Source organism: Achromobacter sp. D10 (assembly GCF_035282245.1).
In the GTDB taxonomy this organism is placed as follows: Bacteria; Pseudomonadota; Gammaproteobacteria; order Burkholderiales; family Burkholderiaceae_B; genus Achromobacter; species Achromobacter insolitus.
The window spans coordinates 502843-521771 of the sequence record NZ_JAYJLE010000004.1; the positions used below are offsets into that span (position 1 = coordinate 502843).

General features: G+C 66.2%; 17 protein-coding genes. 10 read left to right on the forward strand and 7 right to left on the reverse strand.

All coding sequences use genetic code 11. The features are described from left to right. Nucleotides 1-88 precede the first annotated feature (88 nt). On the forward strand, nt 89-973 hold the full coding sequence (locus tag VCS63_RS14615; protein WP_323880338.1) for a LysR substrate-binding domain-containing protein: 885 nt from the start codon (nt 89-91) through the stop codon (nt 971-973). On the opposite strand, the gene VCS63_RS14620 is transcribed toward VCS63_RS14615, so the two are convergent. After that, nucleotides 970-1806 (reverse strand): IclR family transcriptional regulator, encoded by an 837-nt coding sequence (locus tag VCS63_RS14620; RefSeq protein WP_042793635.1) that lies wholly within the window; start codon nt 1804-1806, stop codon nt 970-972. The two genes, VCS63_RS14615 and VCS63_RS14620, sit on opposite strands and share 4 nt — an antisense overlap. Before the next feature lie 112 nt (nt 1807-1918). On the opposite strand from VCS63_RS14620, the gene VCS63_RS14625 reads away from it, so the two are divergent. From VCS63_RS14625 to VCS63_RS14640, 4 genes are all read left to right on the forward strand, one after another. Further along, nucleotides 1919-4273, forward strand: coding sequence for a cytochrome P450/oxidoreductase (locus tag VCS63_RS14625; protein WP_323880177.1), 2355 nt, complete (start codon nt 1919-1921; stop codon nt 4271-4273). Nucleotides 4274-4505: 232 nt separating this feature from the next. After that, entirely contained in the window at nt 4506-5369 is an 864-nt protein-coding gene (asd, locus tag VCS63_RS14630) for an archaetidylserine decarboxylase (protein ID WP_042793637.1), read from the forward strand. Nucleotides 5370-5459: 90 nt separating this feature from the next. Next, nucleotides 5460-6695 (forward strand): alpha-hydroxy acid oxidase, encoded by a 1236-nt coding sequence (locus VCS63_RS14635; protein WP_042793638.1) that lies wholly within the window; start codon nt 5460-5462, stop codon nt 6693-6695. A 70-nt stretch (nt 6696-6765) separates the two neighbouring features. Next, on the forward strand, nt 6766-7935 hold the full coding sequence (locus VCS63_RS14640; protein ID WP_042793639.1) for a metallophosphoesterase: 1170 nt from the start codon (nt 6766-6768) through the stop codon (nt 7933-7935). 9 nt (nt 7936-7944) lie between these two features. On the opposite strand, the gene VCS63_RS14645 is transcribed toward VCS63_RS14640, so the two are convergent. Further along, nucleotides 7945-8400: an Lrp/AsnC family transcriptional regulator gene (locus tag VCS63_RS14645; protein WP_063640575.1), complete on the reverse strand. Its 456-nt coding sequence runs from the start codon at nt 8398-8400 to the stop codon at nt 7945-7947. A gap of 91 nt (nt 8401-8491) precedes the next feature. On the opposite strand from VCS63_RS14645, the gene VCS63_RS14650 reads away from it, so the two are divergent. Further along, complete coding sequence (locus tag VCS63_RS14650) at nt 8492-9688, forward strand: MFS transporter (RefSeq protein WP_253637133.1); 1197 nt, start codon at nt 8492-8494, stop codon at nt 9686-9688. 28 nt (nt 9689-9716) lie between these two features. On the opposite strand, the gene VCS63_RS14655 is transcribed toward VCS63_RS14650, so the two are convergent. Continuing rightward, complete coding sequence (locus tag VCS63_RS14655; RefSeq protein WP_233461631.1) at nt 9717-11123, reverse strand: diguanylate cyclase; 1407 nt, start codon at nt 11121-11123, stop codon at nt 9717-9719. Nucleotides 11124-11273: 150 nt separating this feature from the next. Beyond that, the gene (locus tag VCS63_RS14660; RefSeq protein ID WP_323880179.1) at nt 11274-12095 is read right to left on the reverse strand and encodes a MetQ/NlpA family ABC transporter substrate-binding protein; all 822 of its coding nucleotides are present in this window, start codon (nt 12093-12095) and stop codon (nt 11274-11276) included. Between the two features lie 161 nt (nt 12096-12256). On the opposite strand from VCS63_RS14660, the gene rocD reads away from it, so the two are divergent. Beyond that, nucleotides 12257-13492: an ornithine--oxo-acid transaminase gene (rocD, locus tag VCS63_RS14665; RefSeq protein WP_164793722.1), complete on the forward strand. Its 1236-nt coding sequence runs from the start codon at nt 12257-12259 to the stop codon at nt 13490-13492. 22 nt (nt 13493-13514) lie between these two features. Next, nucleotides 13515-14453 (forward strand): arginase, encoded by a 939-nt coding sequence (rocF, locus tag VCS63_RS14670; protein ID WP_323880181.1) that lies wholly within the window; start codon nt 13515-13517, stop codon nt 14451-14453. Between the two features lie 62 nt (nt 14454-14515). On the opposite strand, the gene VCS63_RS14675 is transcribed toward rocF, so the two are convergent. Beyond that, nucleotides 14516-15256 (reverse strand): IclR family transcriptional regulator, encoded by a 741-nt coding sequence (locus VCS63_RS14675; protein WP_063962663.1) that lies wholly within the window; start codon nt 15254-15256, stop codon nt 14516-14518. Between the two features lie 226 nt (nt 15257-15482). Between VCS63_RS14675 and VCS63_RS14680 the strand changes: the two genes are divergently transcribed. After that, entirely contained in the window at nt 15483-16691 is a 1209-nt protein-coding gene (locus VCS63_RS14680) for an ABC transporter substrate-binding protein (protein WP_149064505.1), read from the forward strand. A gap of 62 nt (nt 16692-16753) precedes the next feature. Further along, nucleotides 16754-17812, forward strand: a complete 1059-nt coding sequence (locus VCS63_RS14685) for an alcohol dehydrogenase (protein ID WP_063640569.1) — start codon at nt 16754-16756, stop codon at nt 17810-17812. 2 nt (nt 17813-17814) lie between these two features. On the opposite strand, the gene VCS63_RS14690 is transcribed toward VCS63_RS14685, so the two are convergent. Next, complete coding sequence (locus tag VCS63_RS14690; protein ID WP_042793647.1) at nt 17815-18330, reverse strand: RES family NAD+ phosphorylase; 516 nt, start codon at nt 18328-18330, stop codon at nt 17815-17817. Continuing rightward, complete coding sequence (locus tag VCS63_RS14695; RefSeq protein ID WP_042793648.1) at nt 18327-18791, reverse strand: antitoxin Xre/MbcA/ParS toxin-binding domain-containing protein; 465 nt, start codon at nt 18789-18791, stop codon at nt 18327-18329. Before VCS63_RS14695 ends, VCS63_RS14690 begins: the two co-directional genes overlap by 4 nt. Nucleotides 18792-18929: the final 138 nt, after the last annotated feature.

Genomic DNA, 18929 nt, shown 5'->3' on the forward strand with positions numbered 1-18929 from the left:
ACGATTCATAACCATTTGAATATGATCCGTCATGTCAGAACGCGCCGGTACGCATCTCAAGCGGCGTCACGCCGAACTGCTGGTCGCGCTGGATGACGAGCGCCATCTCGGCCGCGCCGCTGATCGATTGCATATGTCGCAACCTGCCGCATCCAAGGCGCTGGCGCAGCTGGAGGATCAAGTGGGCTACGCGCTGTTCGAGCGCGGGACTCATGGCACCCAACCCACCAATGCCGGATTGGTTATGATCCGCCACGCCCGTCACAGCCTGGGCGCGGCCCAGCGCGTGGCGGCCGAACTGCGTGCCGCCGAAGAGCGCGGAGCCAGCTTGCTGCGCCTGGGCACCCTGCCCTCGGCCGCGCCCAGGCTTGCCCCGCAGCTGATTGCACACCTGCTGCAAGCGTCTCCCAGGTTGGAAGTGAAGCTGGTTGAAGGCGCCCTGGACGACCTGATGGACAAGCTGGCGCGCGACGAGCTGGACATCGTGCTGGGCCGCTTGGGCAGCCGCTTGCTGCCGGTGGACTGCGAAGTGATCCGGCTCCATGAAGAACCGATCCTGGTCGTGGCGCGCCCAGGCCACCCGCTGGCCGGCCGCGATGCCCTTGAACCGGCCGAGCTGGCACGCTGGCCGTGGGTGCTGCCGCTGGAAGCCACCATGATGCGCGAGCGTCTGGACGAAGCCTTCGTGCGTGCGGGCTCGCGTCCGCCAGACGCAAGCGTCCAGTCCAACTCCTTGCTGGCAACCCTGGCGCTGCTCGGCCAGGACGATAGTCTGGCCGCGCTGCCCCAGGGCATCGCGCGCTACTGCCAGCGCCAAGGCAGCGTGACCGTCCTGGCGCTGCGGCTGGAGGCCAACTTTGGCGCCATCGGTGCGGTGGTCAATCGGAACGCGGCCGGAATGCCGGTGGCGCAGGCGGCCATGGAATGGTTGCGCGGCTTGGCCGCGGACGCCAGCCCTGCCGAAGGCCGCTAAGGCGCCTGGTAGCCGAGCAGCAGGCTGGCGGCCTCGGCCTCGAGACGTACCGCCCGCGCAATCGCCCCGTCCGCCGAGGCGTCGAATCCGCCGGTCGCGCCCAGCGCGGTGAGCGCGGCGCAAGGCCGCCCATTGTGGTCAAGCAGCGGCGCGGATACCGCGCTGATGCCCTTCAGGTTTGTGTCGCGCACGGTCGCGCAACCCTCGGCCAGCACCTGGCGGCGCAGGCGCCCGATCGGATCGGCGGCGTCCAGCTGCGCGCGCAATTCGGCCGGCGCGCGCGCCAGTTCGGCTTCGGCGAGGGCGCGCACGCGCGCATCATCCTGCAAGGCCAGGAACACCCGCCCGGTCGCGGACCACAGCATGGACAACACCGAGCCCATCCGCACATTGACCGTCACGGGCAGGCCGGGCTCTTCGAAGCGCACGATGGTGGGCCCCTTGTTCCCCATAACCGCGATAAAGCAGGTCACTTCCAGCCCTTCGCGCAAGCGCACCAGGCTGGGTTCGGCCAGGCGGATGGGATCGGCCTGACGCAGCGCGGCCAGGCCCAGCAGCATTGCCTCCAGCCCCAGGTAGTACTGTTGAGTCACGGCATCCTGCGCCACCAGCCCCTCTTCCATCAGGCTGACCAGATAGCGGTGCACCTTGGCGGGACTTTCGCCCACCTGCGACGCCAGCAGCGTCAGGCTGGCGCGGCCTCCCAGCCGGCCCAATCCCTTGAGCACGGCCATGCCGGTTTCGGCAGCTTGCACGCGCTGCCGCCGTTCTCTTGGACGCGGAGCGTCCGCGGACGGAATGGCAAGGGAAGCGGGATCGGAGGTCTGGTTCATGGGCGCGATGGAGGGGCTGCCCGGCGGCTGCGGACGCAGCCCGGAGATTACCCCAGTTGAATAATTACGCAATGCGTATATGATTTACGCAATTGTAATCCGGAGCGACAACATGGGCCACACTCCCCCTCCCGCATCCCCGGCGGCCGGCAATGCCGGCGGCTGCCCCATCGATCACGCCGCGCTGGCCCGGGCCCAAGGCTGTCCGGTCAGCCCGCGCGCCGCGGAGTTCGATCCTTTCGGCGACGGCTACCAGCAAGACCCGCCCGAATACGTGCGCTGGGCGCGCGAACAGGAGCCCGTGTTCTACAGCCCCAAACTCGGCTACTGGGTGGTGACCCGCTACGACGACATCAAGGCGGTGTTTCGCGACAACCACACCTATAGCCCCTCGATTGCTCTGGAGAAGATCACGCCTACCGGCCCGGAGGCCAATGCCGTCCTGGCCAGCTATGGCTACGCCATGAACCGCACCCTGGTCAACGAGGACGAGCCCGCCCACATGCCGCGCCGCCGCGTGCTGATGGATCCCTTCACGCCGGACGAACTCAAGCACCACGAGCCCATGGTGCGACGCCTGACGCGCGAATACGTGGACCGTTTCATCGACGACGGGCGTGCCGACCTGGTCGACCAGATGCTTTGGGAAGTGCCGCTGACGGTCGCCCTGCACTTCCTGGGCGTGCCCGAAGAAGACATGGATCTGCTGCGCAAGTACTCCATCGCGCACACCGTCAATACCTGGGGCCGGCCCAAGCCGGAGGAACAGGTGGAAGTGGCGCATGCCGTGGGCAATTTCTGGCAACTGGCCGGCAAGATCCTCGACAAGATGCGCCAGGACCCCGATGCGCCCGGCTGGATGCAGTACGGCATCCGCAAGCAAAAAGAGCATCCGGAGGTCGTCACCGACTCCTACCTGCATTCGATGATGATGGCCGGCATCGTCGCCGCGCATGAAACCACCGCCAATGCTTCGGCCAACGCCATCAAGCTGCTGCTGCAACATCCCGACGCCTGGCGCGAACTCTGCGAAGATCCCGGCCTGCTGCCCAATGCGGTCGAAGAATGCCTGCGCCACAACGGCTCGGTCGCGGCCTGGCGCCGCCTGGCCACGCGCGACACCGAAATCGCCGGCGTGGCGATTCCCGCGGGCGCCAAGCTGCTGATCGTGTCCTCGTCCGCCAACCACGACGAACGCCACTTCGCCGACGCCGACTTCTTCGACATCCGACGCGACAATGCCAGCGACCAGCTGACCTTCGGCTACGGCGCGCACCAGTGCATGGGCAAGAACCTCGCGCGCATGGAAATGCAGATCTTTCTTGAAGAGCTGACCCGCCGCCTGCCGCACATGCGCCTGGCCGAGCAGCAGTTCACCTATGTGCCCAACACGTCGTTCCGCGGCCCGGAGCATCTGTGGGTGGAATGGAACCCGGCCGACAATCCCGAGCGCCGCGATCGCGCCGTGCTGGACCAGGTCCAGCCGGTACGCATCGGCGAGCCCTCCACGCACGCCATCAGCCGCAAACTGGTGGTGACGGCGGTCACCGCCGCAGCCGATGGCATCGCGCGCATCCGGCTCGAATCGCCTGACGGCAAACCGCTGCCGCGCTGGACGCCCGGATCCCACATCGACGTCGAATGCGGCGATACCGGCCTGTCGCGCCAGTACTCGCTTTGCGGCGATCCTGCAGCCGCGAACGTGCTGGAGATCGCGGTGCTCAAGGAGGCGGCTGGCCGGGGCGGCTCTGCCTGGATCCACCAGCACCTGCGTCCGGGCAGCATCGTGCGCGCCCGCGGCCCGCGCAATCACTTCAGGATGGACGAAGGCGCCAAGCGCCTGATCCTCATCGCCGGCGGCATAGGCATCACGCCCATCAGCGTCATGGCGCGCCGCGCGCGCGAACTGGGCATGGACTATGAATTGCACTACAGCGGCCGGTCCCGTGCCTGCATGGCCATGCTGGAAGAATTGGCAGCGCTGCATGGCGAACGCCTGCGTTTGCACGTCAGCGATGAAGGCAGCCGCAATGACTTCGCCGCGCTGCTGTCCCGGCCTGAGGCCGGCACCCAGATCTACGCTTGCGGTCCTGAACGTATGCTGGACGCGCTGCAGCAGGCCTGCGCCGCCTGGCCCGACGACAGCCTGCGCGTGGAGCATTTCCATTCCACGCTCGCGACGCTGGACCCGTCCAAGGAACATGCTTTCGAGGCCGAGCTCAAGGACTCCGGCATCGTCGTGCAAGTACCCGCCGACCAGACCCTGCTGACCGCCCTGCGCGGCGCCAATATCGACGTGCAGAGCGACTGCGAGGAAGGACTCTGCGGCTCCTGCGAAGTCCGCGTGCTGGGCGGCGCCGTCGATCACCGCGACGTAGTGCTGACCCGCGCCGAACGCGAGGCTGGCACGCGCATGATGGCCTGCTGCTCCCGCGCCCAGGGCGGGCGCATCGTGCTGGAGCTGTAGCGGCCGCAGCGCGCGGGACGTCAGGCCTTTGCGCTGGCGCCCGCCTGCGCGCGTCCCTCTGCCTGAAGTACGCCTGAAAGCGGTAGAATTCACCCCTCTGCTCATTACCACGTCGTCCCGCTGCAACGCGGGACGACGTTTTTTGACGCGGCAGGTCCCGGACCAGCAAGCGGGCCCCCACGGGCCGGCCCTTGCCGCGGCCCGCCGCGGGGTTATTTCTTAGCGCTCATAGATGCCGATCAAAGACCAACTTTTCCTCGCCAGCCAGTATCTCGCCCCTCACCACCTGGTGTCGCGGCTCTTTGGGTACGCCTCCGACTGCCGGGAACCCGCGGTCAAGAACTGGATGATCTCGCGCTTCGTCCGCCGCTATGGCGTGGACATGCGCGAAGCGCTGCAGGAAGAGCCCTTGGCCTACGACTGCTTCAATGACTTCTTTACGCGGGCGCTCAAGGAAGATGCGCGTCCGCTGGATGAAGAACCCGGCTCGGTGGTGTGCCCTGCCGACGGCGCCATCAGCCAGATGGGCGCGATCGAACACGGACGTATCTTCCAGGCCAAAGGCCATAGCTACGGCCTGGCGGATCTGTTGGGTGGCGATGCCGAGCGCGCCGCACCGTTCCAGGGCGGCGAATTCGCCACCATCTACCTGTCGCCCAAGGACTATCACCGCGTGCACATGCCGGTCGCGGGCACCTTGCGCGAGATGATCCACGTCCCGGGACGCCTGTTCTCCGTCAACCCGCTGACCGCCCGCAACGTGCCGCGCCTGTTTGCGCGCAACGAACGCGTCGTCTGCATCTTCGACACCGAGCATGGTCCGATGGCCGTGGTGCTGGTGGGCGCCATGATCGTCGCGTCCATCGAGACGGTGTGGGCCGGCTTGGTCACGCCACACAAGCGCCGCGTCAAAGCCACCCGCTACGACGATGCTGCGCGCGCCCCGATCCATCTTGCCAAAGGCGCGGAAATGGGCCGCTTCAAGCTGGGCTCGACCGCCATCGTGCTGTTCGGCCCCAACAAGATCCGCTGGGCCGACACGCCCTCGGTGCTGGGGCCTGTGCGCATGGGCGAATTGTTGGCGCTGCCCGCCTGATATTCGATTAAATCGAAACTGGATGTCTGGATTTATTCGCTTTATGCGATGAATCGGCATTGATAGATTACGGGCTTTTGCCGGCCCGCCATGACATCCCTGCTTTCGTCCACTGCCCGTCCCCGCGCCGCTTCGGCCGACCGCCCCTTGCCGCGCGCGCTGGCGCGCATGCTGTCCCTGGACGACTTCGAGGCCGCCGCCAAACGGCGCCTGCCTAGGCCCATATTCGGCTACGTTGCGGGCGCGGCCGAAGACAACCAATCGCTGCGCGGCAACCGCCACGCTTTCGCGCAATACGCGTTTTCACCGCGCGTGCTCGTGGACGTGTCGCGCCGTAGCCAGCAAACCGAGCTCTTCGGCCGCCGCTACGCCTCGCCCTTCGGTATCGCGCCCATGGGCATCAGTGCGTTGTCGGCATATCGGGGAGACATTGTGTTGGCCCGCGCCGCCCGTGAACAAGGCATACCGGCCATACTCAGCGGCACCTCGCTGATTCCGCTGGAAGACGTCATTCGCGAGGCGCCGGGCACCTGGTTCCAGGCTTATCTTCCCGGGGATCCGCAGCGCATTGACGCGCTGGTGGAGCGCGCCCGCCGCGCGGGCTACGAAACCCTGGTGCTGACAGTGGACATTCCCGTGTCGGCCAACCGCGAGAACAATGTGCGCACCGGCTTTTCCACGCCGCTCAAGCCGAGCCTGCGCCTGGCCTGGGACGGCCTGACCCGTCCGCGCTGGCTTGCTGGTACGTTCATGCGCACGTTGCTGGCTCATGGCATGCCGCATTTCGAGAACTCCTTTGCCACGCGCGGCGCGCCGATCGTGTCTTCATCGGTGCTGCGCGACTTCAGCGCCCGCGACCATCTCAGCTGGGAACACGTGGCCCGCATCCGCCGATTGTGGCCGGGCACGCTGATCGTCAAGGGCATCCTGCATCCGCAGGACGCGGCGCAGGCACGTCAGCACGGCGTGGACGGCATCATCGTGTCCAACCACGGCGGACGGCAATTGGACGGCGCCGTATCGCCGCTGCATGCCCTGCCCGGCGTAGTCGCGGCGGCGGGCAACATGACCGTGATGATGGACAGCGGCGTACGCCGCGGCAGCGACGTGCTCAAGGCGCTGGCGCTGGGTGCCAGCTTCGTCTTCGTCGGCCGCCCCTTCAACTACGCGGCCGCCGTCGGCGGCGAGGCCGGCGTCTCGCACGCCATCGGCCTGCTGCGATCCGAAGTCGACCGCAATATGGCGATGCTGGGGATCAATCATGTCCGCGAGATGCAGGCTGATCTGCTCATGCGCGTGGACCCGGGATACGGCCCGCGCCCCTAGCCCGGCATAGAATGGCGATTCCTTTGCCACGCGCGCCGCGGCTTTTCCCCGGCGCGCCCCCGAGCCGCCCGTGTCCCTACGCCAATCCTCTTTCTTCCTGCGCTTCCTGACATTGGGCGCGCTGGCCCATGTCTATGTGGGCGCCCGCTTGATTCCCGACGCCCAGTTGGGCGGACCCGGTTCCGCCGCCGCGATTCTTGCCCTGCTGTTGTCCTGCATCCTCATTCCGTTAGGCATGCTGGCGCGCTCGTCGGTGCACCCGCCTTGGGGTGACCGCATAGCCTGGGTCGGGCTCTTCGCCATGGGCTTGTTCTCCTCCCTGTTCGTGCTGACCGTGCTGCGCGACGCGCTGCTGCTGGCGGTATGGCTGGCGAACCTGGCAATCGGCGCCGACATTCCATGGGCCGGGCTGCTTCGCGTCAGTGCGTGGACCGTTCCCATCCTTGCCTTGGCGGGTACGCTGCTCGGTTTGTACAACGCCCGCAAGCGGGCGCGCATCGTAGATGTGGACGTGCCCATCGCCGGACTCGCGCCCGACCTGGACGGCTTTACCATCGTCCAGATCAGCGATGTCCATGTGGGGCCGACCATCAAAAGGCGTTATGTGCAGGCCATCGTCGATGCCGTCAATGAGCAGCTGCCGGACATGATCGCCATTACCGGCGACGTGGTGGACGGCAGCGTCGAACAGTTGTCCGCCCAGGCAAGTCCGCTGGGCCAGTTGCGCGCGCCCTATGGCGTATACCTGGTGACGGGCAACCATGAATACTATTCGGGCGCCACGCCCTGGATCGCTGAATTCCGCCGCCTGGGGCTGCGCGTGCTCATGAATGAACATGTCGTCATCCATCCCGCCGGGCTGCCCGTGGTGGTAGCTGGCATCACCGATTACAGCGCCGGTGCCTTCGACCCGCAGCAGCGCAGCAATCCCCGCGCCGCGCTTGCCGGCGCGCCCGCCGACGCCCTGGCCAGGATCCTCCTGGCGCATCAACCGCGCAGCGCGGCCGCGGCCGAACCGCTGGGCTACACCCTGCAACTGTCCGGCCACACGCACGGCGGGCAATTCTTCCCGTGGGGCTTCTTTGTGCGGTTCCAGCAACCGTACACCGCTGGCCTGCACCGCCTGGGCAAGATGTGGATCTACATCAGCCGCGGCACGGGCTACTGGGGACCGCCCAAACGCCTGGGAGCCCCGTCAGAGATCACTCGGCTGCGCCTGCGCGCAGCTGGCGCCGGTTGAGCGGCGGGTTCAGCCATTGTCCGGCAACGGCCCACGCTCCAGGTAACTGGTCAGGGCGATGTCGCTGGTGGTGTTGGTGATGCCATCGATCTGATGGATGCGCGCCAGCAGCGCCTCCAAAGCCTGCGTATCCCGCACGCGCACTTTCAACAGCATGGCGCTCTTGCCTGTGATCGTGTGGATCTCTTCCACCTCGGTCAGTTCGGCCAGACCCAGCACCTGCTGCGTGATGCTCCAGTTGTTGGTATCCACGTGCACGAAGGCCAGCAGCGGCCGGCCTATCCGGGCGCCATCCAGCTTGGCGGCGATGCCTTTGATCAGGCCATCGCGTTTGAGGCGCTTCACCCTTTCGTGCACGGCCGGGGCGGAAAGATTCAGCATTTTTCCCAGTTCGGCGTAACTGGGGGTCGCATCGTCGGCCAACAGCGTTAACAGCTTTCGGTCGCGGTCATCTAGATCAGGCATTGGAATCAAATTCTGCCGAACGGCATTCGAACTTTTATGGAATAAAGAAATATACGCGTTAACCCTTATTTTATTCCAATAAAATTTGGCGATGCAGAACCGTAGCACCCGCAGCGCCCACCCGTCTTCCCCCGTCCCCGCCTTGATGTTCGCCGTCAGCGTCGTTGGATCCAACGGCTTGGCGTTAAGCCCCATCCTGAGCGATGTGGCGCGCTCCTATTCCACCTCGCCGCTCACCATCAGCACCGCCATCTCCGCCTATGGCGCGGCCACGGCCGCCAGCGCCTTCTTCCTGGCCTCGCGCATCGACCGTATCGGCATCCGCCGTTCACTCCTGGGCGCGATGGCCGCCCTGATCATGGCGCTGGTCCTGTCGGCCTGCGCCCCGCACTGGATCGTGCTGACACTGGCACAAGCGCTGGCCGGAGCGGCCGCGGGCGTCATCCTGCCCGCGGCCTATGGATCGGCCTCGTTGATCGCCCCGCCGGGCCAGGAGGCGCGCACCTTGGGGCGTGTCATCGCAGGCTGGTCCGTGTCCCTGGTGGCAGGCGTCCCCCTCTCCGCGCTGATTTCCGACGCCGTGGGATGGCGCGCCACCTACGGCACCCTGGCGCTATGCGCCGCGATTGCCGTGCTGGGCCTGCGCAAACTGCCTGAGCGCCGCGTTGCCAATCCCGCGCCGCTGCGCCTGGCGCGCCTGCTGGCCCCGTTGTCCTATCGCGACGTACCCGCCCTGCTGCTGGGCTGCCTGGCCTTTTCGTCGGCCTTCTATGGCGTGTATGCCTTTCTTGCCGATCACGTGCGCAGCGTGCTGGCGCTGTCAGCCGGGCAAGTGGGCTTCATTGCCTTCGCCTACGGAGCCGGGTTCCTGGTCGCAGGCGTGGCCGGCGCGCCGCTGATCGAACGGCTGGGACCCCGCCGCGCCCTGCCGCTGGCACTGGGCATCATTGCCCTGGTGTACGTGGGGCTGCTGCCGGCGGCACACGCGTTGGCCGCCGTGCTTGCCATCGCCGCGCTTTGGGGCGCGGCCTCGCAGTTGAGCCTGAATCTGCTGGTGCTGCTGCTATCGCGCGCCCGGCCCGACGAACGCGGCGCCGTATTGGGCCTGAACACGTGCACCACCTACCTGGGCGCCAGCGTGGGCACCGCCGTCGCCGGCACCATCTACACGCATGCCGGCTTCGATGCGCTGGGATTAGCCGCTGCCTGCGCGCTCGCCGCGGCGGCGGTGGGCCTGCATTGGCGCCTGAACGGCCGGCGCTCGGCGCGCGGCCAGGCCACGGCATAAAGGCCTTATCGCGTCACAAGCAAGCAGGTCAGTGCCGGTATTCCACCGCGCAATCCCGCCCCGCGCGCTTGGCCTGATAGAGCGCGAAATCAGCCCGGCGCAACACATCCGAGGCCGTCGCGTCGCTAGGCAGGAAACCCGCAATACCGCCGCTGACCGACAGCACGACGGCCACGCCGTCGATCTCGGCGGGATGCTGCCGCAGGCAGGCGCGCAGTCGCTCGCAAATCGCGCGCGCCACCGCCGCGTCGGCGTCCGCCAGCAGCACCAGGAATTCTTCGCCGCCCAACCGTCCTATCGCATCGCCCTCGCGCAGACACGCGCGGAGCTGTTCGCAGAAATGCCTAAGTGCGATGTCGCCGCCCAAGTGTCCGTAGCGGTCATTGACTTGCTTGAAGTAATCCAGATCCAGCATCAACGCCGTGGTCGGCCCGCCCGTGCCGCGCCGTACGCCGCCCAGCCGCTCTTCCATGCGCTTGAGGATTTCGGCTCGGTTCCAGCAGCCGGTCAGGCTGTCCACCCTGGCCATCCAGGCCAGCGCGGCTTCGGCGCGGCGGCTTTCGGTGACGTCCATTCCCAGGTTGACCACCTTGCCGTCCGGCAGCCTGACGTTGGACCACAGCACCGAAAGTTGCTCGCCGTCACGCGTGCGCGGCTGCCATTCCCGGAATGACCGGTCCGGCCGCGCGCTGACACTTTCCCGCACGCGTTCGCGGGTTTGCGGATCGGGATAGAACAGCGCCAAAGGATCCTGGCTTTGCTTGATCTCGGCTTCCGTCCAGCCAAAGCGCCGCTCGCAAGCGTCGTTCCACAAGGTGCAGCGGCCATCCTTGTCGAACGCATTGATCAGTACCGGGGCCGAACGGAACAGGGCCGCGAACTGCGCGATCACCTCATTCAGTCGCGCCACTTCGCGTTCGCGTGCCGCCGCGCCCAGCACCGCGTGCTGGGCGAAACTGGCCAGAATGGCTTGTGCGCCGGAATAGGCGGATGCATCGGACAGCCTCCGCCTGAAGACAAAAGCGATGTGGCCGCAGGCCACGCCATTTGTGTCGTAGAGCGTGCGAGCCACGCAAGCCCGCGCGCCGGCCTCGACCAGCCAGGGGGCCGATTGCGGCAAGCCTTCCAGGCAAAGGTACGAAGCGCGATCTCCCAATAACGATTGCAGCGCCTCGGCCGCCCCCGCAGGGTCAGCCGCCATGCGGGCACGGCAGGTGGCGCTGGCAATCAGTTCCGCCCTACTGCCGGCGTTCTCCAGGCAGACCCAGGCGTAATCGGCGCCCAATGCCGTGACTGCGTGGTCGACCAGCGTCTCGAAAAAACGGCCCTGCGGCCCGGTAGCCAGGATCGCACTGACCGCCGCCAGGATGCGGCTGTCCTCGGCAGCGGGCGGCCCCTGGGCATGGGCGGCATCGTCGGACGACGGAATACGCATGGCTTGGGTATCGAGGCGAGGATGGCGCGCCTCCCGGGACTGGAGCGCCGCGTTGCAGGGCGGGTGAAAATCGGGGCCAGTATACGAGTTATCCCCGAGTCCAACTGCCAAGAATCGTTAATGCCCGCCGCGTCGGGCGGGCGTGCCGCATCACCAGGGAAAATCGATCAAATCGCCATACAGGCTGCGCAGTTTGGCCTTCACTTCGGCGGAATTCTGATAGATCGCGATGAACTTCAGTAAGCGCGGATCCTGCGCGCCGGCCGGAGTGGTCACCCAGCGGATGGCATAACGCCGCACGTTGGCAGGGTCGGTATTGTCAAAGGCAAGGCCGTCCTTCTCGTTCAGCCCGGCCTGCTTGGCGAAGGTGGTGTAGGTCACCGACGCCGTCACGTCGTCGAACGTGCGCGCGGACTGCGAACCTTCGATCTGCACGAATTTCAGATTCTTCGGATTCGACACCACATCCTGCAAGGTGGCCTGGTGCGCGACGCCGGGCTTGAGCGTGATCAGGCCGATGGATTCCAGCAGCAACAGCGCCCGTCCGGTGTTGACCGGGTCGTTCGGCACGGCGATGGTCGCGCCAGCCGGCACCGCGTCGCCCTTCTTCAGCTTCTTGGAAAACAGGCCGATGGTGGTGGAGTAACCATAGGCGATTGGCTTCAGGCTTGCGCCACGGCGTTGATTGAACAGTTCCAGGAAGGGCTCGTGCTGAAAGAAGTTCGCGTCCACGGAACCGTCGGCCACTGCGATATTGGGGAGCACCCAGTCGTTGAATTCCACCAGCTTGACGTCCAGGCCTTCTTTCTTGGCCTGCGCGATCGCAAGCTCGGTGGCGGCATTGGCGACGCTGGGAATCACGCCGATGCGCAAGGGTTTGTCCTGCGCCATGGCGTTGCCGGCGCAAACCGCGGCCAGTCCGGCCGCTGCGGCGTAACGAGTGAAATTCAATAGCAGTCGATGCAGGAACATGAGGACCATCCAGAAAGAAAGAAACAGGGCGTCGCCCCGTGCTGCCGCTATTGTGCAGCAGCCTGCGGTTTCCTCCGGCAATGGCCTTTGTCACGCAATGGCAATGCCGCGGATCGGCTGGCGGCGCTAAGATGGCTGCAATACCTCCTCGGGAGACGCTCATGAGCGCGGTATTGAATACCCAGCCGGGCGCGCAGTCCGCCGCCAGCCACCGCGACCGCGTGGAAGACCAGCTTGGCGCGCACAACTACCACCCGCTCGACGTGGTCATTGCACGCGGCAGCGGTGTCTGGCTCTATGACGTGGACGGCCGCCAGTACCTGGATTGCCTGTCGGCCTATTCGGCGGTCAACCAGGGGCATTGCCACCCCGCCATACTGGCCGCCATGGTCGAGCAGGCGCAAAAGCTCACCCTGACTTCGCGCGCCTTCCGCCATGACCAGATGGCCCCGTTCTACGAAGACCTGGCGCGCCTGACCGGCGCGCATAAGATCCTGCCCATGAACAGCGGCGCGGAGGCCGTCGAAACCGCCATCAAGGCCGTGCGCAAATGGGGTTACGAAGTCCGCGGCGTGCCCGAAGACCGGGCCGAAATCATCGTATGCGCCAACAACTTCCATGGACGCACGCTGGGGATCGTGGGCTTCTCGACGGATCCGGACGCCTATGGGCACTACGGGCCCTTCGCGCCGGGATTCAAGATCGTTCCCTTTGGCGACTACGACGCATTCGATGCCGCCATCACGCCCAATACCGTAGCCTTCCTCGTCGAGCCCATACAAGGCGAAGCGGGCGTGGTCCTCCCTCCTGCGGGCTACTTCAGCCGGATCCGCCAACGATGCACCGAACGCGGCATCACGCTGATACTGGACGAAATCCAGACCGGCTTGGGCCGTACTGGCAAATTGCTGGCCGAAGAACATGAAGGCATCGAGGCCGACGTCACGCTGATCGGCAAAGCGCTGTCGGGCGGGTTCTATCCCGTGTCCGCGGTACTGTCCAACGCCGACGTGCTGGGCGTGTTCCAGCCGGGCCAGCATGGCAGCACCTTTGGTGGCAACCCGCTGGCCTGCGCCATCGCGCGCGCCGCGCTGCGCGTGCTGACCGAGGAAGGCATGATCGACAACGCAGCCTCCATGGGCGCCTACTTTCTGGACCGACTGCGCGCCCTGCCCGGCCCTGTGCGGGAAGTGCGCGGCCGCGGCCTGATGCTGGCCGTGGAGCTGGAACCCGATGCCGGCGGCGCGCGCCTGTGGTGCGAACGCCTGCAGGCACGTGGCATGCTGGTCAAGGACACGCACGGCCACACGTTGCGCCTGTCGCCGCCCCTGATCGTGACTCGCGAGCAGGTCGATTGGGCATGCGACCAGTTGAGCGCGGTACTATCCGCCACTTGATACCCTCTCCGGAGTCCGCCACTTGCAGAACACCGATAGCCTGCCTCAACACATCACCCTGATCGGCGCACCCACCGACGTCGGCGCGGGCGCGCGCGGCGCGTCCATGGGCCCCGAAGCCCTGCGCGTGGCGGACCTGGGCCCGGTCATCGAAGCCCAGGGTTTCCAGGTGACCGATCGCGGCAATTTGTATGGCCCCGCCAATCCCTGGCTGCCGCCCGTGGAGGGGTACCGCCATCTCGATGAAGTCGCGGCCTGGAACCGCGTGGTGCACGAGGCCGTCTACGAGGAACTGAGCCTGGGCCGCCTGCCCATACTGCTGGGCGGCGACCACTGCCTGGGCATCGGCTCCATCAGCGCGGTCGCCCGCCATTGCCGCGCGACAGGCAAGAAACTACGGGTGCTGTGGCTGGATGCGCACGCCGACTTCAACACCAACGCCTTGACTCCGACCGGCAACATACACGGCATGCCCGTGGCCTGCTTGTGCGGCTACGGCCCGGCGCAGATCACGGGCCTGTCCGGCCAGACGCCCGACATCGAACCGGGCTGGGTGCGGCAGATCGGCATACGCAGCGTGGACCAGGGCGAAAAGCGTCTGGTCCATGAAGCCGGCCTGGAAGTCTTCGATATGCGCTACCTCGACGAGATGGGCATGCGCGCCACGATGGAATCCGCCTTGAGCGGACTGGACGCCGATACCCACTTGCACGTGAGCTTCGACGTTGATTTTCTCGATCCGGAGATTGCCCCAGGCGTGGGCACCACCGTGCCGGGCGGCCCCACCTACCGCGAGGCCCAGTTGTGCATGGAAATGATTGCCGACACGGGTCTGATGCGGTCGCTGGATGTGGTGGAATTGAACCCGGCCTTCGACGTGCGCAACAAGACCGCGGAACTGGCGGTGGACCTGATCGAAAGCCTGTTCGGCAAGTCCACCTTGATGCGCCGGGGTTCCTGAAGCGGACGCCCGGCCGCCGGCCCCGGTCAGCCGCCTTGGATGGTCGTGCCTAACAGGCCTTGTCAGCCTTCCCGGCCAAGGCGGATCGCTTCTACTGCGTCGCGCAAATGGCGCAGGTTCTCTTCGCGCTTTTCGGCCACGCGCGACGTCGGGCCTGCCAGGCATAGCGCATACCATTCGCCGCCCAGGTCCAACGCCACGGCCAGGCCGGTCAGGTCGGCTACGCTTTCGCCGGCGTTCTCGGCCCACCCCCTCGCCGCCGTCAACTCCACCTCCGCCAGCAGCGCCTGGCGCGTCACCAGCGTGCGGTCGGTATAGCGCTCGTAGTCGGCGGAGGCCAGGACGCTGTCCCGCTCAGCCGGCGCCAACCGAGCCAGGATGGCCTTGGCCACCGCGCTGGTATGCAACGGGCGCCGGGCTCCCGGCCGCGCGCCGTAATGCACGGGATGGGTGGACTCCGCCACGTCCAGGAAAAGCACGGCGCCGTCCTGGATCTTGCCCAGCATTACCGTCTCATTAGCTGCGTCGCGCAGCATGGCAAGCTGCGGCCGCACGCGTTCCATCCACGGATCACCCGACAGAATCAGCCCGCATAACGCGTGCAGCTTGGGCGTCGGGTAATAGCCCGCGCGGCGCCGGACCTCATACAGGTAGCCGCGTGCCACCAATGTGCGCACCAAGGCCAGGCAACTGGACATGGGCGCGCCCAGGCCTTGCGCCAGTTCGGTCAACGGCATCGGCCGGCGTACCTGGGCAAACAGCTCTATCAGCTCCAACGTTCTTGCGACGAGCTTCACTTCCATTGCGGGGCTCCCTCGCGCGGGTTCCAGCCGGGCGCAGCGCTTGCCGGCCCGGGAAATCCACTATGTTGACTTTTCATATGTGAGAACCTAAATTCTTGCACAGGAATTTTCTTTCACCAATATGAATTAAATTTCGGCCAGATGGAGAACTGGCATTCCGCACACAGATACACGGCATCAAACGAAAAACCGATAAATCGGCCCGCCTGGGCCGGGAGGCAAGCAGATGCGTATCAAACCCCTACTGGCGGCGCTCGCCGCCTCGCTGGCCGCCTGCGCGGCACAAGCCCAATCCGACGTAGTGCGCCTGGGCGTATCCAATGACCGATCCGGCATTTACTCCGACCTGGGCGGCCTGGGCTCGGAAATGGCGGTTCGCATGGCGGTCGAGGACTTTGGCGGCAAGGTCGCCGGCAAGACCGTAGAAGTGATCGGCGCGGACAACCAGAACAAGGCGGACGTGGCCTCCGCCCTGGTCCGCCGCTGGTTCGACACGCAGGGACTGGTGGCAGTCGTGGACGGCGGCGCCAGCTCCGCCGGCCTCGCCGCCCAGGGCGTGGCGCGGGAAAAAGGCGGTACCGCGCTCATCAGCGGCGGCTTCGCCGGCGACTTCAGCGGCAAGCAATGCAGCAACCTCAGCACGCAATGGGCGCCCGACACCTACGCCTTGGCCAACGCCGTGGTCAAGAGCGTGGTCGAGAGCGGCGGCAAATCCTGGTACTTCATCACCACTGACTACGTATTCGGCAAATCGCTCGAAGCGAATGCCTCGCGCTTCGTGGATAAGGCCGGCGGGAAGGTGGTGGGCAGCACGCGCCATCCGCTGGGCGCGCTGGATTTCGCTTCATTCCTGGTGCAGGCGCAATCCTCCAAGGCCGACGTGGTTGGCCTGGCCAGCGCTGGCGGCGACCTGGTCAACCTGATCAAGCAGGCCCAGGAGTTCGGGCTGACCGGTGGCAGGCAGCGCATGCTGACCTTCCTGACCTTCATCAACGATGTGCAAGCGATGGGCCTGCCCGTGGCGCAAGGCCTGACCTTCCCCACCGGCTTTTACTGGGACGCTGACGACGACACCCGCGCCTGGACCCAGCGCTGGCAAAAGAAAATGGGCGTGACGCGCGCGCCTTCCATCGTGCAGGCGCTAAGCTACGTCGCCACGACTCACTACCTGCAAGCCGCGCAGGCCGCAGGCACTTTCGAGGGAGCCGCGGTCAACCAGAAGATGCGCGAGTTGCCGATCACCACCAAACTGATCAAGAATGCCCGGGTGCGTCCCGAAGACGGCCGCGTCATCATGGACCTGTATCTGGTTGAAGTGAAGAAACCCGCCGAATCCAAGTATCCGGGAGACTTCTACCGCATCCTGTCCACGGTGCCGGGCGAAAAGGTCTTCGTATCCCTGGCGGACAGTGAATGCCCGACCGTGAAGAAATAGCCTTGCCACGCCGCGCCCGCCCAGCGGGCCGGCAGTAGAAAACACCTAGGAGGAGACATCCCATGAAGTGCTATTGCGTCGTGAACTTCCGTGAGCCCTTGCAGGAAATGGACCAGCCCACGCCCACGCCCCAGGGGTCGCAGGTGCTGTTGAAGGTCCGCGCGGCGGGGGTTTGCCACAGCGATATCCACTTGTGGGAAGGCGGCTACGACCTCGGCCAGGGCCGCACGCTGTCGTTGAAGGACCGCGGCGTCTCGCTTCCGCTGACCATGGGCCACGAAACCGTGGGAACCGTCGTCTCGGCTGGCCCGCAGGCCCAGGGACTTGCCGCCGACCGCAACTACCTGGTCTATCCATGGATCGGCTGCGGCCAATGCCCGCCTTGCCTGGCCGGAATGGAGAACCACTGCTCCGCGCCCGCCTGCCTTGGGGTACACCGTGCCGGCGGGTACGCGGACCACATCCTGGTGCCGCATCCGCGCTACCTGATCGATATCGGCGATCTGGATCCCGCGCAGATTGCGCCCTATGCCTGCTCCGGGCTCACCACGTATTCCGCGCTGAAGAAGATCGGCGCCGACGTCTACCGTTCGCATCCGGTGGTTATCTTTGGCGCTGGCGGTCTGGGCTTGATGAGCCTCACGCTGATCAAGGCGCTGGGCGGCGCGGGCGCCATCGTGGTGGACATCGACCCCGCCAAGCGCCAGGCCGCGCTGGAGGCAGGCGCCCTGGCTGCGATCGATGGCGCGGCGCCCGATGCCGCGCAGCAGATCATCAAGGCGGCCGGCGGCAAGCCCGCGCAGGCCGCGATCGACCTGGTGGGCGCGCCCGCGACCACCTCGCTCGCCTTCGACTTCCTGACCAAGGGCGGCAAGCTGATCATCGTGGGCCTGTTTGGCGGCGCATCGTCCTGGCCCATCGCGCTGATCCCCATGAAGGCCCTGTCCATCGTCGGCAGCTACGTCGGCAACCTGACAGAGCTGCAGGAACTCATGGAACTGGTCAGGGCCGGCAAGGTGCCGCCCATGCCGGTGCACCGGCATGCATTGGCCGAGGCCGACAGCGTGCTCGCGTCGCTGCGAGCCGGCAAGGTCGTGGGCCGCGCCGTGCTCACCAACTGAGCTCAGGCGGGGCGCAGGCGCGGATCGTAAATGAAGCGTTCGCGCCGCACCACCACGATGTGCTCCGCATCGGGGTGCGCAGGATTGATGAGGAAATTACAGTCCGGCACGCCCCGATACGGCACGATGGCGCTGGGCAGTTCAAGCAATGCCGACACCCCGGACTGCACCCAGTTGTCGCCCACGGCCTGCGACGCTTCCGCGAAAGGCACGGCATCCCAGAAGGGATAATCTTCCTGCAGCTGCGTGAGACTCAGGGTCTGGCGAGCCTCGTGCACGGCGCGCGGCACGGCCAGCTCGATCAGGTAGCGATTGGCTTGCTCGGATGCGCGAGCCGCGAAGTGCACCACCGTTTCCAGTACCGCCATCGACACGCTCGCCGACGCATAGACCACCGGCGTGCCTGGGCTGTTGTAGCGCCCGCCCACCGCCGCTGCGCCCGCCCCGCTCAGATCGTCGGCCCGGTACTTGCCCGCCGTGGTGCCGATGCGCCAGATCGAAACGCTATCGTCCGTCATGCGTAGACGCCGGCTGCGGCGCGCGCCAGCGTATCTTCGACGATACGGCTGCTGGCGTCCGAAGTCAGTAGCGACAGCGGCTTGACGTTGCCCAGCGCCGGCACCGGGGTATTCAGCCAGGCCACCGCTTCTTCGTCGCTGCCCAGCACCTGGCGCGCCACCCGCGCCACCCGCGCGACGCGGGCCAGGCGGTCGGACTCGCCCAGGGGCAGCATATGGCCCTCGCGGCTCCAGCGCGACAGCGACGCCGCCTTGACCTCGGTAATGGCCATGATTTCCGACTTGGGCACCTGCAGGTAGTCGGCGGCGTCGTCCACCATCTGGGCCGGCAGCCCGCGGCGCACGTCGCGCGCCATGTCGATCAGGGGGCTGTCCACCAGGCTGCGGAACAACTGCTTGGCACGCGCGGCATGGCGTGTGGCGCGTTTGTCGGTGGATTTTTCGGGGACGGCTATGCTCATGGCTCAGCTCCGGCTAGGCGCTACACCGGGCTTTGCCGGCGTTGCTGTTTTCCAAATTGAATTCATAATATCTCATTTGGAATCTCCGTAACAAGATCCGCCCCCAATTCCGTCCATGCCCCAGCGGTTAACAGATTT